This window comes from Achromobacter sp. 1011791174 (assembly GCF_059760925.1).
On the sequence record NZ_JCBANH010000019.1, the window covers coordinates 64,201 to 83,479 of the forward strand.

The following is a 19,279-nucleotide window of genomic DNA, read 5'->3' on the forward strand; positions in this document are numbered from 1 at the left end:
CGCCATGAAGCAGACCCTCGCCTCTTCCTATGCCGAACCCCGCCCCAAGGCCGCGCGCCAGCCCCTGCGCCAGCTCTTCGCCCGCCACAAGCTGCTGGCGATGGTGCTGGCCCTGGCGCTGATCTGGCTGTTCTTCTGGCACCAGACCGGCGGCACCTTCCTGCGCCCCAACAGCATCTCCAACCTGTTCCTGCAGATGTCGGTCACCGGCATGCTGGCCTGCGGCATGGTGCTGGTCATCATCGCCGGCGAGATCGACCTGTCGGTGGGATCGCTGCTGGGCCTGCTGGGCGGCCTGGCCGCCATCCTGACGGTGAACCTGGGCTGGAACACCTGGCTGGCGGTGGCCGCCGTGCTGGCCGCCGGCGCCGCGCTGGGCCTGGTCAACGGCTGCCTCACGACGCGGCTGCGCGTGCCGTCCTTCATCGTCGGCCTGGGCGGCATGCTGGCCTATCGCGGACTGCTGCAGCTGAGCACGGACAGCGTCACCATCGCCCCCGTGCCCGACGATCTGGGCGCCATCGCCCAGGCCTTCGTGCCGCCGGCGCTGTCCTGGTTGATGGTGGCGCTGATCATCGCGCTGGCCTGCGGCCTGGCCCTGTCGCGCCGGCGCCAGCGTCGCCGGCTGGGACTGGCGCTGGCGCCGGCCTGGGCCGACGGACTCAAGGTCGGCGCGATCGCCGCCACGGCCGCGGGCTTCGTGCTGGTGCTGAACCAGGCCCACGGCGTGCCGTTGCCGGTGCTCATCCTGCTGGCGCTGCTTGGCGTATTCTCATGGATCACCAGCCAGACGGTGTTCGGCCGCCACGTCTACGCGGTGGGCGGCAACGTCGAGGCCAGCCGGCTGTCCGGCGTGAACGTCAAACGCGTGAAACTGATGGTGTTCATGCTGATGGGCCTGATGTGCGCATTCGCCGGCATCGTCACCACGGCGCGCGCGGCGGCGGGCTCGCCGTCGGCCGGCGTGGGCGGCGAGCTGGACGCCATCGCCGCCTGCTTCATCGGCGGCACGTCCATGCGCGGCGGCTCGGGCACCGTGTACGGCGCGCTGATCGGCGCGCTGGTCATGGCCAGCCTGGACAACGGCATGCAGCAGATGAACGTGGATACTTCCTGGCAAATGATCGTCAAGGGCGCCGTGCTGGTGCTGGCGGTCTGGATAGACGTAGCGACGAGGTCCGAACGTGCATAAATCCCAACATTCCTCCGCGCCGGGCAGCTGCCTGCTGGCGGTAGGCACCTATACGGAAATCCTGCCCCATGTGCAGGGACGCGGCCTGGGCATACACCTGCTGGAATTCGACGGCGAATCCGCCACGTTCCGCGAACGCCAGATCCTGGCCGGCCCGGTCAATCCTTCCTACCTGTGCGCATGGGGCGACCGGCTCTACAGCGTCAGCGAACGCAGCCGCGACGCGGCACTGGACATCAGCGCCATCGAGGACGGCGGCGCGCGCCTGCGCCCCATCGGCCGCGCCGCCGTGCCGGGCGCCGACCCCTGCCACGTCAGCGTGAATCCGGTGGCGCGCCAGTTGTACGTCTCGAACTACAGCTCGGGCGAACTGCTGTGCTACGCGCTGGACGACAAGGGCCTGCCCGACGGCGAGCCGCAGGCCCTCAGGCGCCAGGGCTCGGGGCCGCGCGCCGACCGCCAGGACGGCCCGCACGCGCATTTCGCGATGCCCGATGCCGCCGGCGCGCATGTGTACCTGTGCGACCTGGGCACCGACGCGATCGTCCGCCATCGCGTGCAGGCCGACGGCCTGGCGCCGGAGCCCGACTGGACGCTGCGTGCGCGGCCCGGCTCGGGGCCGCGCCATCTGGTCCTGGCCGGCGCGCTGATCGTCGCGGTCAATGAGCTGTCCAATACGCTCAGCGTCTACGGGCAGGCCGAGGATGCGCGAACCCCGCCCCGCGAACTGGCGCACGCCAGCACGCTGCCGCCCGGCTGGACCGGCGCCAGTTGGGCCGCGGCGCTCCGGCTGCACCCGAACGGCAGGCTGCTGATGGTCTCCAACCGCGGCCACGACAGCATCGCCGCCTTCCGCCTGCGACGCGACGCGCCCTGGCTGGAGCCGCTGGGCCACTTCCCCGCCGGCGGGCGCACGCCGCGCGACATCGCCTTCACGCCCGACGGCGCCTTCCTGCTGATCGCATCGCAGGACGACCATCTCATCCGCGCATTGCGCATCGACCCCGTCACCGGCATGCCCGAACGCGCCGGCGCGTCCTTCGCGCTGCGCTCGCCCGTCAGCCTGTGCCCCCTGCTGCCCTGAACCGGAAACCCTCAACGTGACTGCATCCCTTCCTCCCGCCCGCATCGTCGTCACCGGCGCCACCGGCCAGATCGGCCGCAAGGCCCTGGCCATCCTGGCGCGCCAGGTCTGGTGCGAACACCTGGTCGGCATCGACCTGCACGCGGACGACACCCTGTTCGGGCCCGAGCTGCGCGAACGCCTGACGCTGGTCGCCGCCGATCTCGAGGATCCCGATGGCGCATGGACCCGCCATTTCGAGGGCGTCGACGCCGTGCTGCACCTGGCCGCCCGCCATTCCACGCCCGACGCCAGCTGGGAAGAGGCGCTGGGCTCCTACAACATGACGCTGAACGTGCTGACGGCGGCGGCCACGCATGGCGCGCGCCGGCTGGTGTTCTCATCGTCGAACCATGCCATGGGTGGCTACAAGGACCAGCCGCTGGCCGCGCGCATGGGCCCCGGCAAGCTCACCGCGCAGACCGAGCCGGCGCCCGGCACGCGCTGGTTCGATGGCCAGCGCGATGTGCATTCGCTGGCCTACGGCACCTCCAAGGTGATGGGAGAGCGCCTGTGCCGCGCCTATTCGGCCGTGACCGAAGGCCGCCTGTCGACGGTAGCGGCGCGCATCGGCTGGATCCTGCCCGACGGCAACGACCCGCGCGACATCACCTATTCCGGCGTGGCGCACCAGCGCGCGCCCGCGGACGGCGCGCTGGATGAACCCAGCCGCCGCGCCCTGACCTGGTTCCGCGACATGTGGCTGTCCAACGGCGACCTGGAACGGCTGCTGATCGCCGCGCTGACGGCCGACTCGTCCAACTGGGAAGGCGGCAGCGTCATCGTCAACGGAGTCTCCGCCAACCGGGGCAGCGCCTGGGATGTCGCTGGCGGACGCGCCAGCATCGGCTACGACCCGCAAGACGACGTGCAGGAACGGCTGCGCGCCGCGCCCTGACAGCTCGCGCTGCGTCGAGGTCCGCGTCGGGCGCGGCGCGCCGGCGGACTCAGCCCAGCGCCCGCGTCGAATCGCGCACAACGATCTCGTAGCCCAGCGTGCGCACCCGCGCCTGCGGTTCGCGCGAGACCAGCTGTTCCACGGCCGCGTAGGCCATGTCGCGGATCGGCTGGCGCAAGGTGGTCAGCTTGGGCCAGGTCTGGCGGGACAAGGGCGTGTCGTCGTAGCCGGCCACCGACAATTCGTCGGGCACCTTGATGCCGCGCGCATGCGCCGCGTACAGCACGCCCGCCGCCATGTCGTCGTTGCCGGCGAAAATGGCGCTGGGCCGGTCGGCGCGATCCAGCAGCCGATCGCCGCAATGCACGCCGGAATCAAAGGAATGCAGGCCCTGCTCGACCAGGCTGTCGTCGACTTGCAATCCCCCCTCGGCCAGCGCATCGCAATAGCCGCGCAGGCGCTCGTGGGCGGCGCCGTGGTCCGGATGGCCAGCGACGAAGCCGATGCGTCGATGCCCCAGGCCGATCAGATAACGGGTCATGTCGCGCGCGGCGGAACGGTCGTCGGTGCTGACTTCCAACCCTTTCACGCTCGGATAGCTGGGCGCCAGCCGCACATAGGGCATGTCGCCTCGGTCCAGCGCGTCGATCAGCGCCGGCACGTCGGACACCGGCGGCGTCAGCACCACGCCGGCGCAGGCGCGCTGGCGCGCCGCCTGCGCGATCTGCTCGGCCAGGCCCTCGGCGCGGTAGTCGCAGGGCTGCAGCAGCAGGCTGTAGAAATAGCGCCGGCACGCGTCCAGCGCCCCCTGCTGGATGTTGATCAGGTAGTTATCGCTGGGATTGTCGTACACCAGCATGATGAGGTCGGAGCGCTTGCTGGCCAGCCGGCGCGCGGATGGATTGGGCTGGTACTTCAGCAGCTCGATCGCGGCCATAACCTTGGCGCGCGTCTTCTCGCTGGTGTTCGGCTCGTTGTTGAGCACGCGCGACACGGTCTTGATGGACACGCCCGCCTGGGCTGCCACATCATCGACCGTGACGGAACCCGTTCCCTTGCCGCTCGCCATGCCTCAGCACTCGACGATGTTGACCGCCAGCCCCCCGCGCGCGGTTTCCTTGTACTTGGTCTTCATGTCGGCTCCGGTCTCGCGCATGGTCTTGATGACCGAGTCCAGCGACACGTAGTGCTGACCGTCGCCACGCAGCGCCATGCGGGCGGCGTTGACCGCCTTGACCGAGGCCATGGCGTTGCGTTCGATACAGGGAATCTGCACCAGCCCGCCGACGGGATCGCAGGTCAGGCCCAGGTTGTGCTCCATGCCGATCTCGGCCGCGTTCTCGACCTGCTCGACCGTGCCGCCCAGCGCCGCGGCCAGACCGCCCGCCGCCATGGAACAGGCCACGCCGACCTCGCCCTGGCAGCCGACTTCGGCGCCGGACAGCGAGGCGTTGTACTTGTACAGCAGGCCCACCGCCGCGGCGGTCAGCAGGAAGGCGCGCACGCCCTCGCGGTTCGAGCCGGGAATGAAGCGGTCGTAATAGTGCAGCACGGCCGGGATGATGCCGGCCGCGCCGTTGGTCGGCGCCGTGACCACGCGGCCGCCGGCGGCGTTTTCCTCGTTGACGGCCATGGCGTACAGGTTGACCCAGTCCATCACCGACAGCGGATCCGACAGCGTGCGCTCGGCGCGCTGGGTCAGGTTGCGGTACAGCTCGGGGGCGCGGCGACGCACCCGCAGCGGGCCGGGCAGCTCGCCATCGGCCTCGGGGTAATTGATGCCGCAGCCGCGCGCCACGCAGTCCTGCATGACCTGCCAGATACGATCCAGGCCGCCGTTGACCTCGGCCTCGTCACGCCAGGTCAGTTCGTTCTTCATCATCAGCTGGGCCACCGTCAGCCCGCTTTCCTTGCACATGGTCAGCAGCTCGCGGCCGGTGCGGAACGGAAACGGCAGCTGGTCATGGGCGGCGATGACCTGGCTGTTGGACGCGCCGGCCGTGACCACGAAACCGCCGCCCACGGACAGGTAGCGCGACTCGCGCAGCGACTCGCCCTCGGCGTCGTAGGCGTGGAACTTCATGCCGTTGGGATGCTCGGCCAGCGCTTCGCGCCGGTAGAACATCATGTGTTCCTTCTCGATGAAGGGTACGGTGTGGCGTCCGAGCAACGACAGCTGGCGGCTGCTGCGCACCGAGGCCAGCAGGCCGGCGATGGCGGCCGGGTCCACCGTGTCGGGCGCTTCGCCCATCAGGCCCAGCAGCACGCCCTTGTCGGTGCCGTGCCCCTTGCCGGTGGCGCCCAGCGAACCGTACAGCTCGGCCCGCACCGAAGCCACGCGCGCCATCAGGCCGTCGCGTTCCAGGCCCTGGGCGAACAGCAGCGCCGCCCGCATCGGCCCCACGGTGTGGGAGCTGGACGGGCCTATGCCTATCTTGAACAGATCGAATACGGAAACTGCCACCCCACACCCCAATGCAATCTAGAAGATGCGGCAATGATACGCGCAAGCCCCGCCGGCGGGCAGCATGGCCCTGGCGGGCGTATGCTCTATCAGGGACGGTTTGCCCCGGCAGGCGCCGGGCATGCGATCATTACAAAATTATTACTTGTCATAGAAAGAACACGCCAGGATGTCCGCACTCATCACCTTGCTCGACTTCGCCGGCTACGTCGCCCTGCTGCTCTGGGGCGTGCACATGGTCCAGACCGGTGTGCAGCGCGCCTTCGGCGCGGCCCTGGGCGCTGCCCTGGGGCGTGCGCTGGGCACCCGCCTGCGGGCCTTCGCCGCCGGCCTGGGCATCACCGCGGCGCTGCAGAGCAGCACCGCAACCGGCCTGATGATCACCGGCTTCGCCGCCGGCGGCGTGGTCGGCCTGGTCCCGGCCCTGGCCGCCATGCTGGGCGCCAACGTCGGCACCACCCTGATCGTCCAGCTGCTGTCCTTCGACCTGACCTCGCTGGCGCCCATCCTGATCCTGGCCGGCGTCTGGATGTTCCGTCGCTACCCGCCCGGCCGCACCCGCGACCTGGGCCGCGTCTTCATCGGCCTGGGCCTGCTGCTGCTGTCGCTGCACCAGCTGGTGCAGCTGTTCGAGCCGTTCCAGAGCGCGCCCATGCTGGGCATGGTGCTGGAAGCCTTGTCCACCCAGCCGGTGGTGGCCGTGCTGCTGTCGGCGATCTTCACCTGGGCCGCGCACTCCAGCGTGGCCGTGGTGGTGCTGGTCATGTCGCTGGCCAGCCATCACATGGTGGCGCCGCACGTGGCCTTCGCGCTGGTGCTGGGCGCCAACCTGGGCACCGCCATCAATCCCATGATCGAGGGCGTCACCGGCGATGATCCGGCCGCCCGCCGGCTGCCGCTGGGCAATCTGCTGACGCGCGCGCTGGGCGTGCTGGCCGGGCTGGTCGCGCTGCCGCTGGTGCAGCCGCTGATGAACCTGCTGGAAGCCGATCCGGCCCGCGCCGTGGCCAACTTCCACACGCTGTTCAACGCCGTGATCGCGCTGGTGTTCCTGCCCGTGCTCGCGCCTTACGCCGCCCTGCTCACGCGCTGGCTGCCCAAGCGCGCCGACCCGAACGATCCGTCGCGACCGCAGTACCTGGACGAATGGGCCCACGACGTGCCGGCCGTGGCCCTGGGCAACGCGGCGCGCGAGGCGCTGCGGATGGCCGACATGCTGCAGACCCTGCTGCTGTATGCGCGCGCCGGCTTCAAGCGCGACAACCGCCACCGCATGGTGCAGGCGCGCCAGCTGGACGGCGCGCTGGACAAGCTGGAGAACGCCATCACCACCTACCTGGCCACGCTAGACCAGGAGAACATGACGCGCGAAGACCTGCAGCGCATGGACGACATCCTGGCCTTCATCAGCAACGTCGGCCATGCCGGCGACATCGCCCACCACGGCCTGCTCGGCCATGTCGCCAAGCTGCGCAAGCAAGGCTGGGTCTTCTCGGCCGAACAGCGCGCCAGCCTGGAAGACACGCTGGGCCAGCTCATCGCCAACCAGCGCCAGGCCGCCGCCCTGTTCGTCAACGACGACCTGCGGCAAGCGCGCGCGCTGGCGGGCGAGAAGGCGCGCTTTCGCGGCATCGAGACCCAGGCCTCGGACGCGCATTTGCAACGGATCAAGGCCGGCGAAGTCGACGCCGCCGAAGTGGGCGCGCTGTACCTGGACATCCTGCGCGACATGAAGGGCATCAACTCCCACCTAGTGGGCGCGGCGGCCTACCCGCTGCTGGCCCGCCACGGCGAGCTGCTGCCGAGCCGACTGCGAGAGTCTGAAGGGTAGACCCAGCCCCGAGCGCTGCGCGCTCCCCTCAAGGGGGCGCCGCAGCGGACCGGAAGGATAAGCCCCACCCCCGAGCGCTACGCGCTCCCCCTCAAGGGGGCGCCGCTGCGGCCCGGCGAAGCCGGCTCCGCGCGGCCCCGCTGAGGGCGTTCTTGCCTGCGGGCTATTAGAGGTGGTTCTGGAACCAGTCCAGCATGCGGCGCCAGCCGTCCTGGGCGGCCTGGGCGTTGTAGTTGGGGCGATAGTCGGCCAGGAAGCCGTGGTCGGCCTCGGGGTAGACCACGATCTCGGAGCGGCGCGCCGCTACGCTGCCGGCGGCCAGGCTGGCCTTCATCCTGTCGACGTCGGCCAGCGGAATGCTGGCGTCGCGGCCGCCGTACAGGCCCAGGACCGGGGCGCGCAGGTCTTGCGCCACGTCCAGCGCGTAGCGCTTGATGAGCGGGCCGTGGCCGACGCTGAGCTTGCCGTACCAGGCCACGCCGGCCTTCACGGCCGGGTTGTGCGCGGCATACATCCAGGTCAGGCGGCCGCCCCAGCAGAAGCCGGTGACCGCCACGCGGGCCGGATCGCCGCCGTTGCGGGCGGCCCAAGCCAGGCTGGCGTCCAGATCGGCGTAGACCTGTTCGTCGGACACCTTGCTGACCAGCTCGGCGACCAGCTTGGGAATGTCGGTATAGGCGGATGCATCGCCCTGACGCTCGTACAGGTTGGCGGCCACCGCCAGGTAGCCGGCGTGCGCCAGGCGACGGCACAGATCCTTGATGTGCTCGTGCACGCCAAAGATCTCCTGCACCACCAGCACGATGGGCAGGTTCTGCCTGCCGGCGGGCGCGGCATAGTAGGCGGCGATGGCGCCGTCATCCACGGGCAGCTGGAAATCGCCGTGGGCCAGCCCGGCGGCGTCGGTGTGAATGACGGTGGGGGCGATCTTGCCGGCGGCGGCGGAAAAGCTCATGGCGTACTCCTGTAAGGGCGCCGCCGGACGGTCGCGGGCTGCCTCAATGGCGGTGGCCGTGCTCCACAACGGGCGCGCCCTGGGGCGCGGCATCGTGCTCATGGCCATGATGCATCAAGGTGGTGACGCTGTAGATCAGCGCCACGCCCACGCCGACCAGCAGCAGTTGCGGGATGGCATCGGCGAGCGACACGCGCTCGTGCATCTGCGGCATCAGGTCGGCCACCGAGATGTACAGGAAGCTGCTCGCGGCGACCACCAGCACATACGGCACCAGGCCTTGGGCCTGTTGCAGCAGGAAGAACCCTATTATGCCGCCCACGGCTGAACACAGGCTGGTGAACAGGATCAGAGAGAAGGCGCGCCGCCGCGCCAGCCCGGCGTTCAGCAGCACCACGAAGTCGCCCAGCTTGTGCGGCACCTCGTGCACGATGATGGAAGCCGCCGTCAGCACGCCCAGCAGCGGATCGGTCAGGAAGGCCGCCGCCACCAGCACGCCGTCGCACAGGTTGTGCAGCGAGCTGCCGATCAGGATCATCACGCCGCCCCGGCCCGCCTCGTGGCGGTCATGGCCCTTGTGGTGATGATGGCCATCGCCTTCATGATGATGGCTGTGGCGCAGCAACGCGATCTTCTCCAGCACGAAGAAGCCGATCAGCGCGGCCAGCATCAGCCCGAACAGGACGTGTGCGTCGGCCACGCCGGACTCGAAGGCCTCGGGCAGCAGGTGCAGCAGCGCCACCGACAGCAGCACGCCGACCGACAGACTGACCATGTGGTGCAGATACTGCGAAAAGACCTTGTAGGCCAGCCAGCTGGCGACCACGACGGCGAGCAGTCCGCCGGTGACGGTGGCAAGCAGGATCCAGAGCAGCAACATGGGAACGGGGATCGAAGGAGAGGAAGCGCAACATTATATTGTTGCACTCCAAAAAGCGGAAATGGCCGCCTTGGGCGGCCATTTCCGCTGCTCGAGAGACGGCAATGCGCGAGCGCGCTAGTGCGCCTGCTCCCAGTTCTTGCCCACGCCCACCTCGGCCACCAACGGCACGCGCAGCTCGGCCACGTTGCACATCAGGCGCGGCAGCGCCTCGCGCACCGCCTCGATTTCGGCGTCAGGCGCTTCCAGCACCAGTTCGTCGTGGACCTGCATGATCATGCGGGTCTGCATGCCCTCGGCCTGCAGCCAGTCCTGCACGGCCACCATGGCCATCTTGATCAGGTCCGCCGCCGTGCCCTGCATGGGCGCGTTGATGGCCGTGCGTTCCGCGCCCTGGCGGCGCGGGCCCGAAGCGCCGCGGATCTCGGGCAGTTGCAGGCGGCGACCGAAGACGGTTTCCACATAGCCCTGCTCGCGAGCCAGCCGGCGCGTCTCTTCCATGTACATCGCCACGCCGGGATAGCGCGCGAAGTAGCGGTCGATATAAGCCTGCGCCGCGTCGCGCGTGATGCCCAGGTTCGACGCCAGGCCGAACACGCCCATGCCGTAGATCAGGCCGAAGTTGATGGCCTTGGCCGCGCGGCGCTGCTCGGAGCTGACCTGATCCAGCGACACGCCGAACACCTCGGATGCCGTGGCGCGGTGGATGTCCTCGCCCGCCGCGAAGGCGCGCTGCAGGTTCGCGTCGTCGGACACGTGCGCCATGATGCGCAGCTCGATCTGCGAATAGTCGGCCGACAGCAGCATGCCGTTCTCGGCGATGAAGGCCTCGCGCACGCGGCGGCCCGCCTCGGTGCGCACCGGGATGTTCTGCAGGTTGGGATCCGACGAGGCCAGCCGGCCGGTGATGACCGCGGCCTGCGAATAATGCGTGTGCACCCGCCCGGTGGCCGGATTGACCATGCGCGGCAGCTTGTCGGTATAGGTGGACTTCAGCTTGGACAGGCCGCGGTATTCCAGCAGCACCTGCGGCAGCGGATAGTCCTGCGCCAGCTTGGTCAGCACTTCCTCGTCGGTGGACGGCGCGCCGCCGGCGGTCTTGCGCACCACCGGCAGTTGCATGCGGCCGAACAGGATCTCGCCCAACTGCTTGGGGGAATTCAGGTTGAAGGGCTGCCCGGCCAGTTCATAGGCCTTCTGCTCCAATTGCAGCATTTCCTGGCCCAGCTTGTGGCTCTGGCGGCCCAGCTCGGCCGCGTCCACCTTGACGCCGTTGCGCTCGATGATGGTCAGCACCGCCGACACCTGCATTTCCAGCAGGTAGATGCGGTTCAGCCCGGCGTCGGCCTCGACCTGCGGCCGCAGCGCGTGATGCAGCTGCAGCGTGAAGTCGGCGTCCTCGGCGGCGTAGTGGCCGGCCTTGTCGACCGCGACCTCGTCGAAGCCGATCTGCTTGGCGCCCTTGCCGCACAGGTCTTCGTATGACACGCCGCTGCGGCCCAGGTAGCGCTGCGCCAGATCGTTCAGGCCCACGCCACGGTGCGATTCCAGCACATAGGCCTGCAGCATGGTGTCCTCGGCGATGCCGGCCAGCTTGATGCCTTCGTTCTCGAGCACATGGGCGTCGTACTTGGCGTGGTGCAGCAGCTTGGACCGCGAGGCGTCTTCAAGCCAGGGCTTGAGCCGCGCCAGCACCTCGTCCTTGGGCAATTGTTCCGCGCCGTCAGGCCCACGATGCGCAACCGGGATGTAGCAGGCCACGCCGGGCGCGACCGCCATCGACAGGCCCACCAGCCGGGCCTGCATTTCATCCAGCGAGGTGGTTTCGGTGTCCAGCGCCACCAGCGGCGCCTCGGCGACCTTGGCCATCCAGGCGTCGAAGGCGTCCCAATCGGCGATGATGCGGTAATCCTGTTCCGCCGGCGCCACGGGCGGCGCGGCGGCGACGCGCGCATCGCCCGCCGGCACGCGCTCGGCGTCGCCGGTCAGGTCGCGCAGCCAGGTGCGGAAACCGTAGCGCTCGTACAGTTCGACCAGGGTGGCGTCGTCGCGCTCGCGCGGCGCCAGGTCCTCGATGCTCTCGACATGACCGGTCAGGTCGCAGTCGCACTTCACCGTCAGCAGCTGGCGCGTGAGCGGGAAGTTCGGAATCGCTTCGCGCAGATTGTTGCCGGCCACGCCCTTGACGCCGTCGGCGTCGGCGATCAGCTGGTCGATCGAACCGTACTCGGAAATCCACTTGGCCGCCGTCTTGGGGCCGACCTTGGTCACGCCGGGCACGTTGTCGACGGTGTCGCCGACCAGCATCAGGTAGTCGACGATGCGATCCGGCGGCACGCCGAACTTGTTCAGCACGCCGGCCTCGTTCAGCACTTCGCCGCTCATCGTGTTGACCAGTGTCACCTGGCTGTTGACCAGCTGGGCCAGGTCCTTGTCGCCGGTGGAGACGATGGTGTCCACGCCCTGCTCCGCCGCGCGGCAGGCCAGCGTGCCGATGATGTCGTCGGCCTCGACGCCCTCGATGGCCAGCACCGGCCAGCCCAGCGCGCGCACGGCGCGGTGAATGGGCTCGATCTGCGCCGCCAGGTCTTCGGGCATGGGCGGGCGGTGGGACTTGTAGTCCGGGTACAGGTCGTCCCGGAAGGTCTTGCCGCGCGCATCGAAAATACATGCGGCATACTCTGCCTTATGGTCAGATACAAGCTTGCGCAGCATGTTCACCACGCCGTAGAGCGCACCCGTGGGTTCGCCTTGCGCGTTGCGCAAATCAGGCATAGCGTGGAAAGCGCGGTACAAGTAGCTTGAACCGTCGACCAGCAATAAGGTTTTTTTCATGGTTACAAAGGCAGATATGAGTACACCCGCCGGCAAACAAATTCCGCTGATTATGTCAGAGATACGGACAGCGGCAGAAAAGCTCGCACACATCGGGCCCGCGGTCAGTGTCTTCGGCAGCGCACGCGTCAGTCGCAACTCCCCGCACTATGAAACCACCGTCGCCATCTCCAAGGCCCTGGCGCAGGCCGGTTTCGCCGTCATCGCCGGGGGCGGCCCCGGCATCATGGAAGCGGCCAACAAGGGCGCATTCGAAGCGGGCGGCACCAGCATCGGGCTGAACATCAGCCTGCCGCACGAGGCCCACAACAACGAATACCAGACCATCAGCCTGTCATTCGAGTACTTCTTCTCGCGCAAGGCCACCTTTTTCATGCACAGCTTCGCCTACGTGGCGATGCCGGGCGGCTTCGGCACCCTGGACGAGCTCTTCGAAGCGTTGACGCTGATCCAGACCGGCAAGGTGCCGCCCGCGCCCATCGTGCTGGTGGGCAGCGAATACTGGTCCGGCCTGGTCGAATGGCTGGGCGCGCAGCTGCTGAGCAACGGCATGATCGGCGCCCACGACCTGAACCTGTTCATCATCGAGGACGATCCGCAAAAGGTCGTGCGCAAGGTGGCGGAATTCCACGCCCAGGTCAGCAACGCCGACGCGCGCTACGCGCCCTCGCTGCCAGCTTGACGCATGGCAGGCCGCCGCTCGCGGCGGCCTTGCCTGCCCCATACCTGCCCCTTCGATGCCCCTTGGACGCCGCTTCGGCGTCGTGTCAGCGCAGGGCCTGCGTGATTACCTCGCGCGCCCTGGCGACGAAGGCATCCTCGCCGGGCCGGGCAGGCAGCACCCGGAACGCCGCCTGCGGCAACGCCGGCAGGTCCGGCGCATCCAGCCGCGCGATGCCCAGCGCCAGCGCCGACTCGTTCAGGCAGGCCACGCCCAACCCCGCCGCCAGCGCCAGTTGCAGGCCGGCCACGCCTGAGGCCACGTGCGCCACGGCATAGGCGATGCCGCCACGGGTCAGGGTGCGCTCGGCGTACTGACGCAACGCACAGGTCTCGGGCAGGGCCAGCAGCGGCAGCGGGTCGCATCCTGGCCGCGCGCCTTGCGCCGCCATCCACATCAAGGGTTCGCGCCGCAGCATCTCGCCTGCCGGGATTCCGTCCGCCGCGCCGTCCTCCTGGACGACCATGGACACGCCCACGTCGATGCCGCCACGCGCATAGGCGCTCTCGATCTCGCCGCTCTTCATGATCCTGACGTACAGCCGCAACTGCGGATATTGCTCGTTCAGCCGGCGCAGCATGCGCGCCACATCGCCGGGACGGAAATAATCAGTGATGCACAGGTTCAGCTCGCCGCGCATGGGCACGCCGCGCAGGTCGCGATAGGCCGCGTCGCTGAGCGCCAGGATGGCGCGGGCATGTTCCAGCAGGCGCAGGCCCGCTGGCGTCGCCGTCACGCCATTCTTGCCGCGCAACAACAGCGGCTGGCCGGCGCGCTCCTCCAGCTTGCGCATCTGCTCGCTGACCGAGGATTGCGACAGGAACACGCGCGGGGCGGCGGCGGTCAGGCTGCCCGCATCCAGCACGGCGACCAGGGTGCGTAGCTGATCCAGATCGAAACCGGCCATGGGCAGTCCTTATCCAACGGATTTAACGATGGATAAGATCGTAAATTCCCGCTTTTCCGATGTCAACGCGACACCTAGACTGGCTCCAGCCATCCGGCCTTTCCGATCCGATCCTCCACTTGAAGGAGCCTGCCATGCCCCACATCGTCGTCCACCTGTCCGGCCAGCCAGATCCCGCCATCAGCCGCCGCGTCGTCGAATCCGTCGCCGGCCTGACGCAGTCCGTGCTGGGCAAGAAGCTGCCGGTCATCGCCATCACGCTGCAGTACATCCCTCATGAACAATGGTTCATCGGCGGGCAGGCGCTGTCCGAACTGGGCAGGAACGCCTTCCACCTGGACATCAGCGTCACCGACGAGACCAACACCAAGGCGGAGAAGGCGCGCTACATCCAGGATATCTACGATGCCTTCCGGGGCATACTGGGCGAGCTGCACGAGTGCTCGTATGTACACGTGATCGATGCGCGCGCCGCGGCGTATGGGTATGGCGGCCGGACGCAGGAATACCGGCATCAGCACGGCTGAGGCGCGGGCCCCCGGAGCCCGTCTGCGAGCAGATTGTCCGGCCAAAGAAAATGCCCCTTGAGCGATCAAGGGGCATTTTCTCGTCCACGTCCGACGCGGGAAGCGCATCGCGGGGCCGGGCCCCGCGCCATGCTTACACCGCCGATTCGCGGGCGGCGCGCTTGCGCTCGTGCTCTTGCAGGTAGCGCTTGCGCAGGCGGATCGACTTGGGCGTCAGTTCGACCAGTTCGTCGTCGTCGATGAATTCGACGGCGTATTCCAGCGACATCTGGATCGGCGGCACCAGGCGCACCGCTTCGTCCGTGCCGGAGGCGCGCACGTTGGTCAGCTGCTTGCCCTTGATCGGGTTCACGACCAGGTCGTTGTCGCGGCTGTGGATGCCGATGATCATGCCTTCGTACAGCGCTTCGCCCGGGTTCACGAACATGCGGCCGCGATCCTGCAGCTTCCACAGCGCGTAGGCCACGGCGTCGCCGTTGTCCTGGCTGATCAGCACACCGTTGCGGCGCTCGCCGATCGAGCCTTCCTTGATGGGCGCGTATTCGTGGAAGATGTGGCTCATCAGGCCCGTGCCGCGCGTCAGCGTCAGGAACTCGTTCTGGAAGCCGATCAGGCCACGGGCCGGGATCAGGTATTCCAGGCGGGTGCGGCCACGGCCGTCCGGCTGCATGTCCTGCAGGTCGCCCTTGCGGCGGCCCAGCTCTTCCATGACGCCGCCCTGGTGGGCGTCTTCGACGTCGATGGTCAGCGACTCGAACGGCTCGCACTTGACGCCATCGATTTCCTTGAACACCACGCGCGGACGCGACACGGCCAGCTCGTAGCCTTCGCGGCGCATCGTTTCCAGCAGGATGGTCAGGTGCAGTTCGCCGCGACCGGACACTTCGAACACGGTGTCGTCGCCCGTGTCGCGCACGCGCAGCGCCACGTTGGACTTCAGTTCGCGGTCCAGGCGGTCGCGCAGCTGGCGGCTGGTCACGAACTTGCCTTCGCGGCCGGCCAGCGGCGAGGTATTGACCATGAAGTTCATGGTCAGCGTGGGCTCGTCGATGCGCAGCATCGGCAGCGGCTCCTGCGCCACCGGATCCATCACGGTGGAACCGATGCCGATTTCCTCGATGCCGTTGATCAGCACGATGTCGCCGGCTTCGGCTTCATCCACCACCACGCGCTCCAGGCCATGGAACTTCAGCACCTGGTTGATGCGGCCACGACCGCCCTGGCCTTCGGGGCCGAACTTGTAGGCGATTTCCATGCCGGGACGCATGCGGCCACGGTTGATGCGGCCGACGCCGATCTTGCCCACGTAGCTGCTGTAGTCCAGCGAGATGATCTGCATCTGCAGCGGGGCGTTGGGATCGTCGTCGCGCTGCGGCACGTGCTGCAGGATGGCGTCGAACAGCGGGCGCATGTCACCCTCGCGCACGTCGGGGGTCAGGCCGGCATAGCCCGACAGGCCCGAGGCGTACACCACCGGGAAGTCCAGCTGCTCGTCCGTGGCGCCCAGCTTGTCGAACAGGTCGAACGTGGCGTTGATGACGAAGTCGGTGCGCGCGCCCGGACGGTCGACCTTGTTGACCACGACGATGGGCTTCAGGCCCAGGGCCAGCGCCTTGCGGGTCACGAAGATGGTCTGGGGCATCGGGCCTTCGACCGCATCGACCAGCAGCAGCACGCCGTCCACCATGGACAGCACGCGCTCGACTTCACCGCCGAAGTCCGCGTGTCCCGGGGTGTCGACGATGTTGATGTGCGTGCCCTGGTATTCGACGGCGCAGTTCTTGGCCAGAATGGTGATGCCGCGTTCCTTTTCCAGGTCGTTCGAGTCCATGACCCGTTCGGTCAGCGCCTGGTTTTCGCGGAAGGTGCCCGATTGGCGCAGCAGCTGGTCGACCAGGGTGGTCTTGCCGTGGTCCACGTGGGCAATGATGGCGACGTTGCGCAGGGCGCGAGTCATAGCGAGTCCTTTAAGGTTTTGGAAGGCAGCAGGCCCTCCGGCAATTCGTTCAATGCAAGCAATGCCTGCTTGGGGTCTGGCATGGCCTGCAAGGCGTCCAGCGTGACGGCGCGGTCCAGCGAAAACGGCCCGACGTGCGTGCGCCGCAGCGCCGCCAGGTGGGCATAGCACCCCAGCGCGCGCCCGATGTCCTGGGCCAGCGTGCGGATGTACGTGCCTTTACTGCATGCGACATCGATCTCTGCCTGCGTCCCGGACAGGGACAGCAGCTCGATGCGGTAAATCGTGACCTGGCGCGGCGGCCGCTCCAGCTCGATACCCTGCCGCGCATACTCGTACAGCGGCTTGCCGTCGCGCTTGAGCGCCGAGTACATGGGCGGAATCTGCTCGATCGTGCCCGAAAAACGTGACAGCGCATCGCGCAGCGCCTGCTCCGTGACCGTGAAGCCGGGCGCGGCCGTGGCGACGACGTTGCCGGTCAGGTCGCCGGAATCGGTTTCCTCGCCAAATTGCAGCGTAGCGCGATATGTCTTGTCGGCGTTGAGCATGGCGCCGGAAATCTTGGTCGCCCGGCCCATACAGCACAGCAGCAGGCCGGTAGCGAAAGGGTCGAGCGTGCCGGTGTGACCGGCCTTGGCCGCGTCCACCGTGCGTTTGGCGCGCTGCAGGGCGTGATTGCTCGACAAACCCACAGGTTTGTCGAGCAACAGCACACCGTCGAGCGCAAGCCCGCGTCGTTTAGCCATCGTCGGAATCCGGAAAGTTGAAGCAGCGACGACAGCCCGATCAGGACTGGTCTTCAGGTTCGTCAGGCACGCCCGAATGGGGGCCGGACCGGTTCGCGCGGTCGATGAGGATCGACATTTCAATGCCACGGGCAATCTGCTCGTCGTGGAAGAAGCGCAAAGTGGGGACAGTATGAATGTGCAGCAGCTTGTACAGCTGCGAGTGCAGCCAGCCGGCCTTCTCGTTCAGCAAGGCGGTCGCGGCCTCGGGCTCGGCGCCCAGGACCGTGAAATACACCTTCGCGTGCGCGTAGTCGGTCGACAGCTCCACTCCCGAGAGCGTGATCAGTCCAGCGCGGGTCGTGTCGATCTCGCGCTGGATGATCCCGGCCAGATCCTTCTGGATCTGGGCGGCCAGCCGCAGATTGCGGCCGGGGATGGCTTTGGACTTGTGACGGCTCATGTAGAGATAAAGCTCACGGACGCTGCCTTACAGCGTACGCGCGATTTCCTTGATTTCAAAGACTTCCAGCTGGTCGCCCACCTGGATGTCATTGTTGCCGCGCAGCGTAAGACCGCAGTCGAAGCCCGACTTGACTTCCTTGACGTCGTCCTTGAAGCGGCGCAGCGATTCCAGATGGCCGGTCCACTGGACAACGTTGTTGCGCAGCAGGCGGACTTGCGAGTCGCGCTTGACCAGACCGTCCAGCACCATACAACCGGCGATGTTGCCGATGCGGGAGATGCTGTAGACCTCGCGGATCTCGACCAGGCCGATGACTTCTTCCTTCTTCTCGGGCGCCAGCATGCCCGACATGGCTGCCTTCACTTCATCCACGGCGTCGTAGATGATGTTGTAGTAGCGCACGTCGATGCCGTTGGACTCGGCCAGCTTCTTGGCGCTGGCTTCGGCGCGGACGTTGAAGCCGATCACCACGGCGTTGGACGCGATGGCCAGGTTGATGTCGCTTTCCGAGATGCCGCCCACGGCGGCGTGCACGACCTGCACGCGCACTTCGTCGGTGGACAGCTTGGTCAGCGACTGCACCAGCGCTTCCTGCGAGCCCTGGACGTCGGTCTTGACGATCAGCGCCAGGGTCTGCGTGCCTTCGCCCAGGTTGTCGAACATGGATTCCAGCTTGGCGGCCTGCTGGCGAGCCAGCTTGACGTCGCGGAACTTGCCTTGGCGGAACAGCGCGATTTCGCGCGCCTTGCGCTCGTCGGACAGCACCATCAGTTCGTCGCCGGCGGCCGGGACTTCGGTCAGGCCCTGGATTTCCACGGGGATCGACGGACCGGCTTCCTGGATGGGCTTGCCGTTCTCGTCCAGCATGGCGCGCACGCGGCCGAAGCTGGCGCCGGCCAGCACCACGTCGCCGCGATGCAGCGTGCCGCTTTGCACCAGGATGGTGGCGACCGGGCCGCGGCCCTTGTCCAGGCGGGCTTCGATGACCAGGCCCTTGGCGGAGGCGTCGACCGGCGCCTTCAGTTCCAGCACTTCGGCTTGCAGCAGGACGTTCTCGAGCAGATCGTCGATGCCTTCGCCAGTCTTGGCGGACACGGCCACGAAGGGCACGTCGCCGCCGTATTCTTCCGGCACCACTTCCTCGGCGACCAGTTCCTGCTTGACGCGGTCGGGGTTGGCGCTGGGCTTGTCGATCTTGGTCATGGCCACGACCATGGGCACGCCGGCGGCCTTCGCATGGTGGATGGCTTCGCGGGTCTGCGGCATCACGCCGTCGTCCGCCGCGCACACCAGGATGACGATGTCGGTGGCCTTGGCGCCACGGGCGCGCATGGCGGTGAACGCCTCGTGGCCCGGGGTGTCGAGGAAGGTGACCATGCCGCGCTCGGTTTCGACGTGGTAAGCGCCGATGTGCTGCGTGATGCCGCCGGCTTCGCCCGCGGCGACCTTGGCACGGCGGATGTAGTCCAGCAGCGAGGTCTTGCCGTGGTCGACGTGGCCCATGACGGTCACGACCGGCGCGCGCGGCAGTTGCTCGGATTCCGACACGGTGGCCGATTCGTCCAGGAAGGCTTCCGGATCGTCCAGCTTGGCGGCGATGGCGACGTGGCCCAGTTCCTCGACCACGATCATGGCCGTTTCCTGGTCCAGCACCTGGTTGATGGTGACCATCTGGCCCAGCTTCATCAGGTGCTTGATGACTTCCGCGGCCTTGACGGACATCTTGTGCGCCAGGTCGGCCACGCTGATGGTCTCGGGCACGTGGACTTCACGCGCGATGAATTCCTGCGGCGCCGGC

At 67.8% G+C, this 19,279-nt stretch carries 16 protein-coding genes; 6 read left to right on the forward strand and 10 right to left on the reverse strand.

Translation table 11 applies throughout. From position 1 onward, the window contains the following. Positions 1–4 precede the first annotated feature (4 nt). Genes AC6LJ5_RS09720 through AC6LJ5_RS09730 form a run of 3 tightly spaced genes read left to right on the forward strand, consistent with a single transcriptional unit; the run spans position 5 to position 3,213 of the window. Complete coding sequence (locus AC6LJ5_RS09720; RefSeq protein WP_103273413.1) at positions 5–1,192, forward strand: sugar ABC transporter permease; 1,188 nt, start codon at positions 5–7, stop codon at positions 1,190–1,192. Then, entirely contained in the window at positions 1,185–2,276 is a 1,092-nt protein-coding gene (locus AC6LJ5_RS09725) for a lactonase family protein (RefSeq protein WP_498140345.1), read from the forward strand. The genes AC6LJ5_RS09720 and AC6LJ5_RS09725 overlap by 8 nt, the downstream gene beginning before the upstream one ends. A gap of 16 nt (positions 2,277–2,292) precedes the next feature. After that, a complete protein-coding gene (locus AC6LJ5_RS09730; RefSeq protein ID WP_498140346.1) occupies positions 2,293–3,213 on the forward strand; it encodes an NAD-dependent epimerase/dehydratase family protein in 921 nt (306 codons plus the stop codon). A gap of 49 nt (positions 3,214–3,262) precedes the next feature. On the opposite strand, the gene AC6LJ5_RS09735 is transcribed toward AC6LJ5_RS09730, so the two are convergent. Next, positions 3,263–4,282 (reverse strand): LacI family DNA-binding transcriptional regulator, encoded by a 1,020-nt coding sequence (locus AC6LJ5_RS09735; protein WP_392409642.1) that lies wholly within the window; start codon positions 4,280–4,282, stop codon positions 3,263–3,265. Positions 4,283–4,285: 3 nt separating this feature from the next. Beyond that, on the reverse strand, positions 4,286–5,677 hold the full coding sequence (locus AC6LJ5_RS09740; protein WP_392409644.1) for an L-serine ammonia-lyase: 1,392 nt from the start codon (positions 5,675–5,677) through the stop codon (positions 4,286–4,288). Positions 5,678–5,846: 169 nt separating this feature from the next. Between AC6LJ5_RS09740 and AC6LJ5_RS09745 the strand changes: the two genes are divergently transcribed. After that, positions 5,847–7,508, forward strand: a complete 1,662-nt coding sequence (locus AC6LJ5_RS09745; protein ID WP_103273408.1) for a Na/Pi cotransporter family protein — start codon at positions 5,847–5,849, stop codon at positions 7,506–7,508. Positions 7,509–7,674: 166 nt separating this feature from the next. Here AC6LJ5_RS09745 and AC6LJ5_RS09750 read toward each other — a convergent pair whose 3' ends face one another. From AC6LJ5_RS09750 to polA, 3 genes are all read right to left on the reverse strand, one after another. Continuing rightward, entirely contained in the window at positions 7,675–8,463 is a 789-nt protein-coding gene (locus tag AC6LJ5_RS09750) for a dienelactone hydrolase family protein (RefSeq protein ID WP_498140347.1), read from the reverse strand. Positions 8,464–8,506: 43 nt separating this feature from the next. Beyond that, positions 8,507–9,343 (reverse strand): ZIP family metal transporter, encoded by an 837-nt coding sequence (locus AC6LJ5_RS09755; RefSeq protein WP_103273406.1) that lies wholly within the window; start codon positions 9,341–9,343, stop codon positions 8,507–8,509. 117 nt (positions 9,344–9,460) lie between these two features. After that, positions 9,461–12,178, reverse strand: a complete 2,718-nt coding sequence (gene polA, locus AC6LJ5_RS09760) for a DNA polymerase I (RefSeq protein ID WP_498140348.1) — start codon at positions 12,176–12,178, stop codon at positions 9,461–9,463. Between polA and AC6LJ5_RS09765 the strand changes: the two genes are divergently transcribed. Continuing rightward, positions 12,177–12,860, forward strand: a complete 684-nt coding sequence (locus tag AC6LJ5_RS09765) for an LOG family protein (protein ID WP_498140349.1) — start codon at positions 12,177–12,179, stop codon at positions 12,858–12,860. The two genes, polA and AC6LJ5_RS09765, sit on opposite strands and share 2 nt — an antisense overlap. Before the next feature lie 85 nt (positions 12,861–12,945). On the opposite strand, the gene AC6LJ5_RS09770 is transcribed toward AC6LJ5_RS09765, so the two are convergent. Then, entirely contained in the window at positions 12,946–13,806 is an 861-nt protein-coding gene (locus AC6LJ5_RS09770; RefSeq protein WP_103273403.1) for a LysR family transcriptional regulator, read from the reverse strand. Positions 13,807–13,940: 134 nt separating this feature from the next. Between AC6LJ5_RS09770 and AC6LJ5_RS09775 the strand changes: the two genes are divergently transcribed. After that, complete coding sequence (locus AC6LJ5_RS09775; protein ID WP_498140350.1) at positions 13,941–14,333, forward strand: tautomerase family protein; 393 nt, start codon at positions 13,941–13,943, stop codon at positions 14,331–14,333. A gap of 133 nt (positions 14,334–14,466) precedes the next feature. On the opposite strand, the gene typA is transcribed toward AC6LJ5_RS09775, so the two are convergent. From typA to infB, 4 genes are all read right to left on the reverse strand, one after another. Continuing rightward, positions 14,467–16,290 carry a translational GTPase TypA gene (typA, locus tag AC6LJ5_RS09780; protein ID WP_103273401.1) on the reverse strand — a complete coding sequence of 608 codons (1,824 nt, stop codon included), beginning with the start codon at positions 16,288–16,290 and terminating at the stop codon, positions 14,467–14,469. Continuing rightward, positions 16,287–17,036 carry a tRNA pseudouridine(55) synthase TruB gene (gene truB / locus AC6LJ5_RS09785; RefSeq protein ID WP_103273400.1) on the reverse strand — a complete coding sequence of 250 codons (750 nt, stop codon included), beginning with the start codon at positions 17,034–17,036 and terminating at the stop codon, positions 16,287–16,289. Before truB ends, typA begins: the two co-directional genes overlap by 4 nt. 40 nt (positions 17,037–17,076) lie before the next feature. Continuing rightward, entirely contained in the window at positions 17,077–17,478 is a 402-nt protein-coding gene (gene rbfA / locus AC6LJ5_RS09790; protein ID WP_498140351.1) for a 30S ribosome-binding factor RbfA, read from the reverse strand. Positions 17,479–17,505: 27 nt separating this feature from the next. Further along, on the reverse strand, positions 17,506–19,279 hold a 1,774-nt coding region (gene infB / locus AC6LJ5_RS09795; protein ID WP_498140352.1), incomplete at its 5' end, for a translation initiation factor IF-2.